Source organism: Sphingobacterium sp. UDSM-2020 (genome assembly GCF_016132525.1).
In the GTDB taxonomy this organism is placed as follows: Bacteria; Bacteroidota; Bacteroidia; order Sphingobacteriales; family Sphingobacteriaceae; genus Sphingobacterium; species Sphingobacterium anhuiense.
Map to the genome: position 1 here is coordinate 5,124,578 of NZ_CP066166.1, position 13,567 is coordinate 5,138,144.

The 13,567-nt window shown below is 34.9% G+C and carries 11 protein-coding genes and 1 riboswitch; of the genes, 2 read left to right on the forward strand and 9 right to left on the reverse strand.

Annotated elements, in window-relative coordinates:
• Positions 1-113: 113 nt before the first annotated feature.
• From JAZ75_RS21650 to JAZ75_RS21660, 3 genes are all read right to left on the reverse strand, one after another.
• Positions 114-407, reverse strand: a complete 294-nt coding sequence (locus JAZ75_RS21650; protein ID WP_208698457.1) for a cupin domain-containing protein — start codon at positions 405-407, stop codon at positions 114-116.
• Positions 408-565: 158 nt separating this feature from the next.
• Positions 566-1,348 (reverse strand): CPBP family intramembrane glutamic endopeptidase, encoded by a 783-nt coding sequence (locus JAZ75_RS21655; protein ID WP_208698459.1) that lies wholly within the window; start codon positions 1,346-1,348, stop codon positions 566-568.
• A 75-nt stretch (positions 1,349-1,423) separates the two neighbouring features.
• Complete coding sequence (locus JAZ75_RS21660; RefSeq protein WP_208698461.1) at positions 1,424-2,290, reverse strand: LytTR family DNA-binding domain-containing protein; 867 nt, start codon at positions 2,288-2,290, stop codon at positions 1,424-1,426.
• Between the two features lie 255 nt (positions 2,291-2,545).
• Here JAZ75_RS21660 and JAZ75_RS21665 point away from each other — a divergent pair, with 255 nt between their 5' ends.
• A complete protein-coding gene (locus tag JAZ75_RS21665) occupies positions 2,546-3,475 on the forward strand; it encodes an alpha/beta fold hydrolase (RefSeq protein ID WP_208698464.1) in 930 nt (309 codons plus the stop codon).
• 241 nt (positions 3,476-3,716) lie between these two features.
• Here JAZ75_RS21665 and JAZ75_RS21670 read toward each other — a convergent pair whose 3' ends face one another.
• The 6 genes from JAZ75_RS21670 to thiM all read right to left on the reverse strand — a co-directional run bounded on the left by JAZ75_RS21670 (position 3,717) and on the right by thiM (position 9,334).
• Positions 3,717-4,151: a nuclear transport factor 2 family protein gene (locus tag JAZ75_RS21670; RefSeq protein ID WP_208698466.1), complete on the reverse strand. Its 435-nt coding sequence runs from the start codon at positions 4,149-4,151 to the stop codon at positions 3,717-3,719.
• 320 nt (positions 4,152-4,471) lie between these two features.
• The gene (locus JAZ75_RS21675; RefSeq protein WP_208698468.1) at positions 4,472-6,256 is read right to left on the reverse strand and encodes a DUF4091 domain-containing protein; all 1,785 of its coding nucleotides are present in this window, start codon (positions 6,254-6,256) and stop codon (positions 4,472-4,474) included.
• Positions 6,257-6,434: 178 nt separating this feature from the next.
• Positions 6,435-7,085, reverse strand: a complete 651-nt coding sequence (gene tenA, locus JAZ75_RS21680; protein WP_208698470.1) for a thiaminase II — start codon at positions 7,083-7,085, stop codon at positions 6,435-6,437.
• The gene (gene thiD, locus JAZ75_RS21685) at positions 7,072-7,905 is read right to left on the reverse strand and encodes a bifunctional hydroxymethylpyrimidine kinase/phosphomethylpyrimidine kinase (protein ID WP_208698472.1); all 834 of its coding nucleotides are present in this window, start codon (positions 7,903-7,905) and stop codon (positions 7,072-7,074) included. Before thiD ends, tenA begins: the two co-directional genes overlap by 14 nt.
• Entirely contained in the window at positions 7,902-8,540 is a 639-nt protein-coding gene (gene thiE, locus JAZ75_RS21690) for a thiamine phosphate synthase (RefSeq protein WP_208698473.1), read from the reverse strand. The genes thiD and thiE overlap by 4 nt, the downstream gene beginning before the upstream one ends.
• Positions 8,537-9,334: a hydroxyethylthiazole kinase gene (gene thiM, locus JAZ75_RS21695; protein ID WP_208698475.1), complete on the reverse strand. Its 798-nt coding sequence runs from the start codon at positions 9,332-9,334 to the stop codon at positions 8,537-8,539. Before thiM ends, thiE begins: the two co-directional genes overlap by 4 nt.
• Before the next feature lie 62 nt (positions 9,335-9,396).
• Positions 9,397-9,489, reverse strand: a riboswitch (TPP riboswitch).
• A 773-nt stretch (positions 9,490-10,262) separates the two neighbouring features.
• Between thiM and JAZ75_RS21700 the strand changes: the two genes are divergently transcribed.
• Positions 10,263-13,559: a SusC/RagA family TonB-linked outer membrane protein gene (locus JAZ75_RS21700; RefSeq protein WP_208698477.1), complete on the forward strand. Its 3,297-nt coding sequence runs from the start codon at positions 10,263-10,265 to the stop codon at positions 13,557-13,559.
• The last annotated feature ends 8 nt before the right edge of the window (positions 13,560-13,567 follow it).

The window sequence follows — 13,567 nt, forward strand, 5'->3', positions numbered from 1 at the left end:
CAATGCACAATTGGGGCTTGACTATATCTCAACTTTATATTAAATTTGGGGATAGACTAAAGCTCGACAGAGGCTTTTAGGAGTAAGTCAATTATCCAATGACACAGTTGAAGTTACACTCCCGCGACTATACATTCACAACCATGTACTATATTTCCAGAAATAATGCAACTATCACCTTCTTTCATGACATGTACAACATTACCAATAGTATAGTGAAATACCCCAGATTTAACGTATGAAATTTGTGTATGAGGATGTTGATGCAATTCGCCCCTAGCCCCTTCTTCAAATTTGACTTTAGTGAGCATCATAACTTGATTATGTACTGCAATTTGTCTTTGAACTCCCTTACCTAAATCTTCCCAACCATTGCTATTTTCAAAGTGAAATACTTCATTTTCCATATGTACTTGTATTTTTACTATATTTTTTCTGCTAATATATAAAGGATTCATTCAATAAAAAATACCCTCAATTCATACATGAGAACTAGTTACGACAAAAATAGACCTCTCTTTAATTTGTGATTTTGTCATAACTCTTTCCTAATTATTAAAAAACATTAAGCACTACGTTTCATCCACCACGTTTTTCTATTAATTTCGAAAGGAAACTGCTTATTTATTTTATAAATAACTGTGCAAAAGATCGCGATGATAATGGTTAAAAATCTGAAAAAGTTCGAATAAGTTCCTCCTAAAACATTAGTATCAACATCAAAAATAAGCCAGTATAAATTCATGAAGCAATGTAAAAAAATAGCTGTCCATAAATTGAATTTCCATTCAGCATAAACCCAGGCGAATAAAACTGAACCTGAAAATGTCATCGCAAATATTCCGATCAACTCGTTGATATCATTCCCTTGATATAAATGTGCAGACCCGAATAATAATGAACCTAAAAATACAGAAGGAAAAAAACCTAGACGTGTATACCTGTATAATTGTCCAAAAAGAAATGCACGATAGATAACTTCTTCAAAAAAAGCAGAAGAGATGGTATTAACAATAATTGTATCAAAAGATAGTTCCTTGTTTAATGGAAATTTCACAATAAAACCGATTAACATGGGTAGTGTGGTTATTAAGGCAAATAAAGTAGCTGTCCAGATACCTTTGGATATTCCCAATTTCTCAGAAATGTTTCGATAATCTTTATGAAGAACCCCAACGGTCATAAATAAAGGTATCAATGTTATACCATATGCAACAACATGTCCTACGGCTTTTGAGTGAGTTACTATGAATATTTGTTTTAATATTAAGGTAAAGAAATTGGTGTCGATGTAAAAGTAAATTACAAATCCGATAATGAATACTAAATAAAATCTTAATCTGTCCATAACTGTTTTTTTTTATAATTACGAAGATAAAAGACCTAAAACACCATGGCAAAACAAAGTGGTGGCTAACAACAATTAGGGACGAATAGCAAACTTTTTTAAAAGAGGCGCAACCGAACTAATGTAGTTTCTCGACACTCTTAATTCTTTATTCATGTTTTCCAGTGTTATACTATATCCTGAAGTATTTCCTTTAAATTTTATAACCTTTTTGAGATTTACAATTAATGAACGGTGCACTTTTCGTATGTTATCACGCTGAATTTGATCCAATAATTTTGTAAGTGAAATTCGAATTATTTCATTTTTAAGGATATCATTTTCATAAAAATGAAGAACACAATAATTATCAGCAGCTTCTGCAAAAACAAAATCCTCAACAGCTATCTCCATGAAAATATTGGAATTTTCGGAAATGATACATAGTTTTAAACTACGTTCTATCGCTAGGCAATGATCTGTGTCTGCAATGTTGTCGTTTTCAAGATTTCCTGCCTCTTCATTAAATTGGCTATTATTGCTGAGATAAATATATTTTGCCAAGATATAAATACACGAAACTGGAGTTCCAATTGCCACAGAATATGCAAACATGTACAAAAAATTCTCACATGAGAGCCTCACCCTACTTAAGAATAAAGTATTGTAGAAGTATGCGAATATTGAAATTATAAATAAAATGAAAAAAATTTTTAAAATTTCTCGACCTGTTGTCCATTTCTTTTTCCATTGCATAGATAAGATATTGACAATGTAAAACGAAAATGTGGTAATAATTGCATAAGGAGCTAGTAATAAATATTTAAAGGTATGTTCAAATTGACTTGTACCAAAAGGTTGATATACAATCAAGAGTATGTAAAATAAAATACCTACCAGTGAAGATGTTAAAATAATTTCTTTACCTGACCTGCTTTCAGGGTATAAAGTGCTTAATTTCATGCTTAATTATAATTGAAAATGGTAATAATTAAATATCTGAAATTTTAACCACAAAAATTATTAATCTCTCACTTATTATCCAGGTCAATATCGAGATTATCTGTTCCATTTACGGCATCAATACCGACACTTACCGCTCATAAGGTAGCATTTACCGAATACTACCAAACAAAATGAAATAATCCTTTGATATTTAATCAATTAAAATACTGCAAAAGAAAAAAACAAAAGATAGCTCACTTTAAATAAACAGGAATGAAATTAACTATCCTCCTACTCTTTATTACATTTTTTACCATATCCTTAGTTTATCCTCAAGTCTCTGAGCGAAAATTGGTATCCATTAATAATAAAAAAATGGCTTATATTACATTTGGTCTTGAGAAGAGAAAAATTGATGAACCGATTGTCGTATTTGAAAGTGGACTCGGTTCTTCTGGAGGAAGTAATGGAAGTTTATTTCCATTTATTCAGGATAGTTTTGCAGGTATCGTTTATGATAGAAACGGAATTGGTGAATCTGAATTAGATAGTGCAGTAAGAACCGATGCGGATGTGATAAAAAGACTTCACGATTTACTGACTACTTTAAAAATAAGCCCACCCTACCTGCTAGTTGGACATTCGATAGGCGGACCCTTTATTCGATTGTTTACTTCAAAATACCCTGAAGAAATAGCTGGTTTATTTTTCATAGATCCAACAGATTTTATGTTGACCAAAGAAGAAGATGATGAAGTAAAGTTAAAAACAAGTAGTAAAACAGGATATCAGGAACTTTTGAGTATAAACCTCCAAAATATCCTAAAAGATCCTACTATATCTAGAGGTTTCCGACATGAACTGAAGAGAGAGTTGGATGAAAGCACCCCATATTTTTTCAAAAATTATACTTCTTTACCACCACTACCCGACATTCCGGTTACCATAATGATTGCATACAATAAGCATATCGAACAATACGAAACTAAAATGAATGAAGAGTTGAAATTGGGTATCAACTTAATCCAGTGGTGGAAAGCACTCGATCAACTTCGTATACAACACTATGCGGAAATGATAAAAAATAACCGTAACAGTAAATTAATCTTATTACCAAGGTACAGTCATGGTATCCATCAACAGGATCCTAAACTAGTAGCTGAAGCTTTAATTTCAACATATAAAATCTGTATAAAACGATGAAAATCAAATCATTCCTTAAAATAATTTGTACAAACTATTTCTAGATTTACGTTACATATACGATCAATCCAAGCACATTGATAATAAAACTATAAATCACTAAAGCAATTAATTTAGAATAACAATAAAAGCCGCATCTCACGACGGGGCTTTTTATTTTCTAAACATATGATACTTATGAGGGTTACGCTATTTATATTAAAAAAATCAATTACCCCCAGAATTGATTAGAACTAAAATTCTATTGATAAGTATGAATAGAAGCTATAACTTTCCAGTTTCCATCTTCATTAATTAAGGTGATCAGATCAATCTTCGTAAAAGATTCAAATTTCATGATAACCTTAGCAATCATATAATGTGCACATTCATCAATAATTTGAAGTGTCGTTTGACAGTTCATCTTCTCTCCTCTTTGCTTTTTCAAAAAACTAATAATTTCCGAACGGCTATAATTTGAAAATTTCAAACCTTGCACACGTTGACAAAAATCAAGCGCAAATAATTCCTCTATCCCTTGATATTGCCCCTCAGTTATTACATCCATATAGTGATGGATAGCATGTTTTGCCATTGAAAAGTTGATGCTCCTTTTGACAGGTCTTCCGTCAGCCATGGCACAAAATGACAGTATAACTAAAAATGCTGCTAAACCTATTTTTATTGAAGTCTTCATTGGTTCTTTTCTTACAGGTTCCCTTTGAGACTAACATCCCTAGTTAAAGTGATCAAAGTGAATAGATCAACTACAGCATTGATTACATTAACGTCTATTCTGAACTACATCATAACTTTTGCAATTCCAAGTTATTATTAGATAGTAATATCCCATAAATCTCACTCCATGACAATTAGAGTCGTTATTCTGTTATAATCATGATAGCGCAAAGTTTCACAAATTATAAAATAAAAAATAACCCTCCGAAACTTTAGTTCCGAAGGGTTACAAATAATGCTTGCAATAACCGCAAAATAGGTATTAAAATGAATTGAGGATTAGCTTGTTATTTTAAGCGACAATGCGTTCAATAGAGCTTTAGCTTCGTTTAGATTCGAATTCCAAACTTTAGTTCTTTCTGCACTATTTAACTTTTGTATCGCTGCTTCGAAACGTTTCAAATCTTCTATTAATCCCTTCTCTTTAAGCGCCTTCTTTACGATCTGCACTTTTTCGTAGTCCTGAACACCTTCGAGTGTTCTTTCATAACGGATCGAGCTTCTCCCATTTGGATACACGATATAGGTATCACCTGCTGGCCAGGTGCGGAATCGGGAATCTAAAATCGGGTTTTCCACCCATGAGTTGAATGCCCAATGCAATAATCCATCAAAATCAGCAGCTTCAGCATACCATCCCATGTAAGCAGACTCTGCAGGATCTGAAAATGTAAATTGATTTGGAAAATTATTCCCACAGTACACATAAAAAGTAGTGATCAAACCTCTTTTTTTACGATCGAGCAGATCTTCATGAGAAAAGGGATGATTTGCAGCAATACTAATATCTTTACTGTCAGGATAGCGCTGATAGGTTTTCTGATTATCCGCATAAGAAACACCTAAAGTTGGTGCCACCTTTTTTAAAAGAGACAAAGCACCATCTACTTCTTCTTTTGTACGTTCGTCCATGGCGATATTTGTAATTCCCAACCAACCTTTTGAATCCAAATGTTTTACAAGGTCTTTTAAGAAAGGGGTCCATAATTCCTCAAATGCAGGTGTTCCTGGTTTTGCAACAACATTGACAACTTCATTTTTTGCTACATCGCGATAATGTATTTCATTATTCCATGGAACAATTGAATATATATTAATCATCTTTTTAATGCCTAGGTCCATCATAAACTGAACCCAGCGATCAAATACTTTATAATCATAAGCCCAAGTACCGTCTGCATTTTTATTCCAAACAATCATGTCAGCATATGGATCATAAGTCTGTACATTCCATGGATCTTTATTCATGGTTGCAGTGATCACTTTCTGTCCTGCATCAGCTAACATTTTCATAACTGGTTTCATCGCTTCAAAATGGGCATCACTCCACATTTCTAATCCATGCACACGTGCTACAGCCGATGGATGTTGCCATTGATCCAAATGGAAGACCCATTCACTAGGCTTTGGCAATATATTTTCTAAAACAGTAACTTTTAATGTTAATTGGTCAGTAACCTTTCCTTTACTCTCGATGCGCACTTTAGCTTGATATTCTCCAGGGGTAGCATCACTCGGGATCTTCACCGTCAGCCAAACAGGGCGGACCTTGCTAGCTTCAAGATCGAATGATGTTAAATCATCTAGCATATCTGGTGATAATGAAGAAGCAAAGTCCTCTTTCTTCCGATATCCACAGCCAGCGGCAAATTCATCAGTCATTACGTAGCGAACAAAACGTGCTGAAGCAACATTTGAAGACATTTTAGCACCCTTTATACCTTTGAAATCTGATATAGTCACCGTGACATCGGGCGCAGTATCTTTCGTCCATAATAACACTTGTGATGAAACACGTTCTCCACGCCAACCTACTACTTCATCGCTAACTTTCTTCTTCAAGTCAGGAACCAACGATTTAGGATACCGTTTATCAATTGTTACGAATGAGCTATGTACGCCCTTCTTAACCGCAGACCAGTCTGACAATGCATCTTTCGTTGGATCCGCCATTTCTTGAAAATTTACCATTTCAAAGGCCGGTGTCTGTGCCTTCACCGTTTGTACAGTCCATAGCGCTCCGACAAGAAGTGCTGACACTAAAGTTGTATTCTTAAAGCTCATATTTATATAACTTATTTTTCAATTCAGATTTATCCTACCGATTTGATTAGTTTTTAAACAAGTATATTTAAAAACTAATCACAAAATATATTTTCACAATATGAAGCAAACTAATTAAATTTTAAGATGTATACAAATGCTAAACAAGAACAAACGATTGCTCATTTTTATCACCCCGTTAAGTCCATACTTTTTCATTGTAAGCAGCCTCCCAAAATTGATACTCCAGTCTAGATGCTAAAACAAATGCTTCACTCATCTTATTACGAATAGCAACAGTCGTATTTGCAGCTACTTGATCACACATAGCAATTGCTTGTCGTACAGAAATAGCAAAATCTTCTCCTCCATACGTATCAATCCATTTTTGATAAGGATTATCAACTGTTTTTTCTTGTCTAGCAATATATTCCCCCACTTCTTTATATATCCAAAAACAGGGTAAAGTTGCGGCCATCCCAACCTCTACAGGATCTAACGCTGCTGTACTTTTTAGGTAATGCACATAATGATGGCAAACAGGCTGTATATAACCTTTTTCGGTGACACCAAAATCCTTAAAATAAGAATCGTGCAAAGCATTTTCGACAACAATCGCATTTTCTCCAAAACGCATATAGGATAGCGCATCTTGAACATCATATGCCCGAGCACCAATAAGGGCTAATGCTCGACCAAAATGTTCAAGATAAAGCGAATCTTGAGCCATGTAAAATTGAAATTTTTCTTTCGGCAAATTTCCTGTCGTAAGTTCCTTTATAAAAGGCATGTCTAATATAGACTGATATTTATCTGAGATACTATTCCAGACCTGTTCAGACCAATTCATATTTAATTTGTTTTTGAGGATTAAAAAAATGATTTAAAGGACCGTTTCCCATCCCTAATTGTACATCTGCTCCCTGCTCTATTGCCATAAAAACATAATTTTGCGCTAAAGAAACGGCTTCAGATATCGTATGCCCCTGTGCCAGATAAGCGGCTATTGCAGATGATAGTGTACAACCGGAACCGTGTGTATTCTTCGTTTTAATTTTTTTACTTTTAAATATTTCTGGGTGACTATTCTTATCAAATAATATAGATTGCAGCGTATCTTGTTCCAGATGCCCCCCTTTTACCAAGACACGCTCACAACCTAATGCAAGGATGCTTTCCCCTGCAACGTACATATCTTCTAAAGTTTCCACTGATACCTTGGCAAGTATACCTGCTTCATCCATATTCGGTGTAATCACATCTGCTAAAGGGAATAGTAGGTCGATCATTGCAGCAATAGTTTCTTCCTCAATAAGCTTGTGGCCACTGGTCGCAACCATAACAGGATCAAATACAAGGGGTACTTTTTTATATTTTTGAAGCGTCTGTGCGATCGTAATAACCAATTGTGGTGTATGCACCATTCCTATCTTTATGGCATCAGGAAAGACATCGTCCATAATAGATTCAATCTGATCTGCTACAGCTTCCAGCGCTATAGGATAAATTTTGCGGACACCCATCGTATTTTGTACAGGCAATGCTGTCAGTACTGAAGTAGCGTAGCATCCTAATGCTGAAAAAGTTTTGATGTCGGCTTGGATTCCGGCTCCCCCACTGCCGTCGAAACCTGCGATCGTCAGCGTACTTGGATAACGGTATTTTTTCATTTCAAAATTTCATTTTTAAGTTCATAAGCTGCTTTTTCTGGATCTTCACTTCCACATATAGCAGATACTACAGCTAAACAATCGGCACCTGCTTGTATAACACGACGAGCATTTTGTATGTGAATATTGCCGATAGCAACCAGCGGTTTGTCTGTACGTTGCCGAATCTCTACAATACCCTTTAAACCCCATTCTGTGATAGTGTCTTTTTTCGTTTCAGTATTAAATACAGGGCTGATACCCAGGTAATCGGATAATGGAATTTGCTCATTTTTTAACTGTTCAAGATTTTCAATAGAATAACCGACTAGAGGTCTTGGGCTATACCAGACTTCTCTAATACCACGAGGAGAAATATCACGATTACCAACGTGAATACCATCCGCACCTACTTTTTGGGCCACTTCAAGATTATCATTGATGATTAGCGGAATTGTGTATTTATCAGTAATCTCTTTCAATTGTTTAGCTTTTGCTAAGTATAGTTCAGATGTTAGATTTTTTTCTCTAAGCTGTATGACATCGACACCACCCAGAATTGCTTTCTCTGCTACGTGAAGGAAATTTTTCCCACGGCAATCCTGCTCTGAAATTACGAGGTATAGCTGATAAGGAAAAGATGTATCTAAATTCATAATATGCCAAATTTTAATGTATTATTAAATTCAGCCTCAGTGATATTATATAGTTTATCAAGAAGTTTAACTTGCAAACTACCCGGCCCATTACTTTCCTTCTCAGCTAACTCCCCCGCTACTCCGATTAGAGCCATTGCAGCAGTTACAGCCTCTGTTTTATTGGTGATTACAGCCATAAATGCGCCAATAAGCGCAGTTGCAGAACAACCTAAACCGGTTACTTTTGTCATCAAAAGATGTCCATTTTTTAGATGAATCTCCTGACTCCCAGAAATCACGATATCTGTTTCACCAGAAATACAAACAATGGAACCATATTGTTGATGAAGATCCAATGCTGCCAAAACTGCTTCACCACTTTGAGAAGTACTATCCACTCCTTTCGTCTTTATAAGATTAGTTTTGTTTAGTGCGATAATTTCAGATGCATTACCTCTTATGACAGTGGGTTTTTCACGAAGCAATTCTTTTAGAATATGATCGCGATAAGATGTCGCCCCCGCTCCAACAGGATCTAAAACCCAAGGTTTTCCTAAATGAGAAGCAGTATTTGCGGCCAATAACATAGATTCGGACCAAACTTCGTCTAATGTTCCTATGTTAATAACAAGTGAATCGCTGATTGTCACCATCTCGACTACTTCAGATTTAGCATGCGCCATAATGGGTGAAGCACCAACAGACAACAAGGCATTGGCAGTATTATTCATGACCACAAAATTACTGATATTATGTACGAGTGGCGATTGCGCTCTTACTTGTTGGATATACTTCCAAAGTGTTTTTTCCATGTTCATTTCATTTAATAAAAAATCGAATGCTTTAGGAAAAAACCACATACAAAACAGCACAGGTGTACTGTATTGCTTTTCCCTACGTCGGTATTAGCCGTATCAGGTTCAAAGGGACTCTCTCAATTCTTTTTAGAATACCCCTAAAGCATAACAAAGATATAAAATATTAACATTCATTCTTATAGCTATGAAAGTTTATATTGATAACCACAGGATGTATTTTAATACAAGATTGACACCATAATAAAACAACATCAATTCCTATCAAACAGTTGTTTTAACTAAGCTGGCTAATTTTTTCCACTTGTTTTGAGGTAGATGGGTTAATTTATTCATACTATAAAGATGCAAATAAGTAAGATGAAAGAGCTATCAACAAACTATTTTGAATATATTAATTACAGCAACAGAAGAAAAAATACATATCTAATTATTGAGTTATTTGATCTCATCGATTAGAATCTCTTTCAACCAGAATATCAATATTTTTTAAAATAATATTATTCAAAATGTATAACCATTGAAATATACTATTTGTATCTCACCTAGGAGACTAATAAAAAGATGATAATAAAGTATAAAATTAGGGTAAAAAACTTTTATTTTTTTTTTAAAAAGTGTTTTAATCTTTATGTTTTATTTTATATTTGCAATGCCTATTCTTAACAAAAAGAAAATAATTTCATAAAGATTTTATTTTAAATAATATTTCTCTTTTAAGATTTTTTCTGATTGTTAAGTGCTAATCAAACATTATTACGCATTCTATTAATTTAAGATCTAATAATCTTGTTAATTTATGTCAACGATAATTTAACTATTCAAACTAGCTAATAAAAACATAAAGTCAATAAAAAACACACTAACCAAAGAAAAAATTATCAGAATAATACCAACTAAACAATTTTATTTTACCTATTTTTTTATGCATGTATTTTTAAAAAGAACCACAGGAATTGCGTTATGCACGCTATTTAGTGCAACCTCCTTGTTTGCCCAGCAAACCATAAAGGGCACAATTTCTAATGAAAAGGGCCCTATAGCGGGAGTGACAATTACAGTTATCGGCTCAAATCGAGCTGCACAAACTTCACATGATGGAACATTTTCTATCTCTGCTAATCAGGGAGAAAAGCTTCGTATTTCGATGATCGGATATCAAAGTGAGGAAATTACTATTGGTAGTAATAATAGTTTGAAAGTGAGTTTAAAAGAAACTTCTGCATCTTTGGACGAAGTTGTGGTAACAGGCTTTGGTGAGTCGCGTGAGAAACGTCAATTGGGTTATGCAATGACACAAATCAGTGGTGACGAAATCCGTCGAACGAATGCGATTAATCCTATTGCCGCACTACAAGGAATGGTTCCTGGTTTACAGGTTAATGTCGGCACTGGAGGACCACAATCGACTCCAAGATTTCAGATCAGGGGAGCGGGATCATTAAACCAATATGGTAATACTCCTTTGGTGGTTGTCGATGGGATTATTATGGATGAAGAAGTTGTGCTTCCTAATCGTGGTGGAGATCAGGATTTTGGTAATGTGCTTAAGAATATTAGTCCAGACGATATAGCAACAATCTCAGTTCTAAATGGAGGCTCAGTTACAGCATTGTATGGAAGTCGTGCAGCTGGTGGGGTTATTCTAATCACAACAAAAAAAGGATATTCACAAAGAGGATTTGGTATTGGTTTTACACATACTCAGGGCTTTGATAAACCATATGCTACTGCGGATATGCAAGACAAATATGGTCCTGGATCTAATCCAAATGCAGTATATGTGGCTGGAACAGATGGCTATGAACAAATTCCAACAACAAATTATGGGTATAGTTTCGGTCCAAAATTTGATGGTAGAACAGTCAAAGATATTGATGGTAGACTCGTTCCTTTTCAAACGAATAACAATCCATTAGATCTATTCCGTACAGGAAGATATAATAATTCCAACCTATCACTTCAAGGCGGAAATGAACAAACTACGTTTAGGATGTCATATTCCAATACCAATTCTACAGGAGTGGCGCCCAATAACAAGCTCACGAGAAATAATTTTAATTTGAGAGCTACACATCGTATGGGTAAATCGATTATTCTCGATGCAGGTGCCACATATGTCAATAGTCAAAGTTTCAACCCACAATATGGGGGTGAACGTTGGAATATGAATAACAACGTAATGTACGGTTTATCATATGGTATGCCACGTTCTTATGACCTTAATTATTGGAAAGATAATTATAAAGATGCTATAAATGGAGGTGTCACGCAAGATGATCCTACCGGTAAAGCAAGTCTTCTGTTTACGCTTTATGAACAAAAACAACAACAAATAGAAGATAATTTTAGAGGAACATTTAATGCTCGTGTTAATTTTACAGATTGGTTGATGTGGGAGAGTAATTTCACAGCGAATCTTTTTAATACTAACCGTCAAATGAAAAATCGAGGACAGGAAGAAGGTTTCAACGGAGGTTCTTATAACAACAGGAGTTCACGGGTTCTACAAACTAGGTATCGCTCAAATTTAAATTTTTCAAAAAAAACAGAAGATTTTGAATTTACAGTACAAGCAGGTGGAGAGGTTAATCATTCCTTACGCAATGGTCTGTATGGACGAACTGATGGGATGCTTATCGCCGATGTATTTCGTTTATCAAACTCTTCAAGCAGAGCTTTTGTCGATGAAGATAAACCAAATCAATCCCGTATTGTGTCAGGTTTTTTTCAAACAGCAGTTACTTATAAGAACTGGTTATCGATTAACATATATGGTAGAAATGACTGGGATTCAAGTCTAGTATATCCTGATGGATCAGGTAATTTTTCTTATTTTTATCCAGGAGCAGATTTGTCTTGGGTATTATCAGATGCGCTGAAACTTCCTGACAATATATTTAGTTTTGCTAAATTAAGAATGTCCTACAATAAGGTTGGTAGAGGAACTAATGCCTATACTGCAATGACTGGGTTTTATAGAGCCAACAGTCCTTATCTGGATGTTCCAAACTATGGATTTGATTCAAAAACATTGGGAAACCGGAATCTAAAACCGGAAAGTAGTGATACCTATGAAATCGGAACCGAGCTTAAAATGTTGCAAAATAGACTAGGTTTTGACTTTACGTATTATACCAAGAATACGATCGATCAAATTACTTCAGTACCGATTTCACAAGAAAGTGGAGTTACTGCAGCATTGGTGAATGGAGGTCATATTAGAAGTCGAGGAATTGAAGCTCGCCTTTATGGAACTCCCGTTAAAACGCAAAATTTTTCTTGGGATGTCAATTTTAATTACTCTAGGGATCGCAATAAAATCATCAGTCTTCCTTTTGGCGCAGGTGTCCAAGAACTTGATGCAGATGATGGTATTCGCTCTATAGCTAAAGTTGGTGGTGATTATGGGACACTTGTTGCCAATTATGGTCATGCGCGTTTTCAAGCGAGAGATGGAGCCGGCAATCCAATTGACCACGTGAATAATGGCAAGCCTGTTATGGCAACTACGGGAAATATCGGTTACTATTTACGTTCTCAAAACTACGCACAGGGCCTAGAAAAAGAAGTAACAATAGGTTCTTCGCTACCTGATTTTATGGGAAGCTTATTAAATAGATTTAATTACAAATCTTTTTCTTTTAGCTTTATGTTAGATGCCAAATTTGGAGGTATGGTCTATTCTCCAACATATAATTATGGTATGCAAACTGGACAGATTGCAAGTTCTCTTTATGGTAGACAAGGAGAAGCAGGAAGTGTAGCCTATAAAGATGCTAATGGTAATGAAGCTTGGGGTATAATTCCTGATGCAGTATTCCGTCAAGGAACTGTTGTCAATGGTAATGATCTATCAGGGATGTCTTATCAAGAGGCTGTTGACAAAGGCTGGAGATTACCGATCAGTGCTGTTAATTATTATAATAATTCTTACGGATGGGGTAACGGTATTCGTGAACTATCAACATTTAAGTCATCTTGGTTGATTTTAAGAGATGTATCATTCAGTTATGATTTGCCAAACTCAACTGCTTCAAGATTAAAATTAAACAATTTAAGACTTACACTTACTGCCCGTAATTTAGGCTATCTGTATAATACTTTACCTGATAATATCAATCCGGAAGATAATAGATCATCTGGTTCTATCAATGCTTTCTTGGGTGGTGGCTCTCCAATGATTCGCAATTTTGCTTTCACTATTAATACAAACTTCTAATGATAATA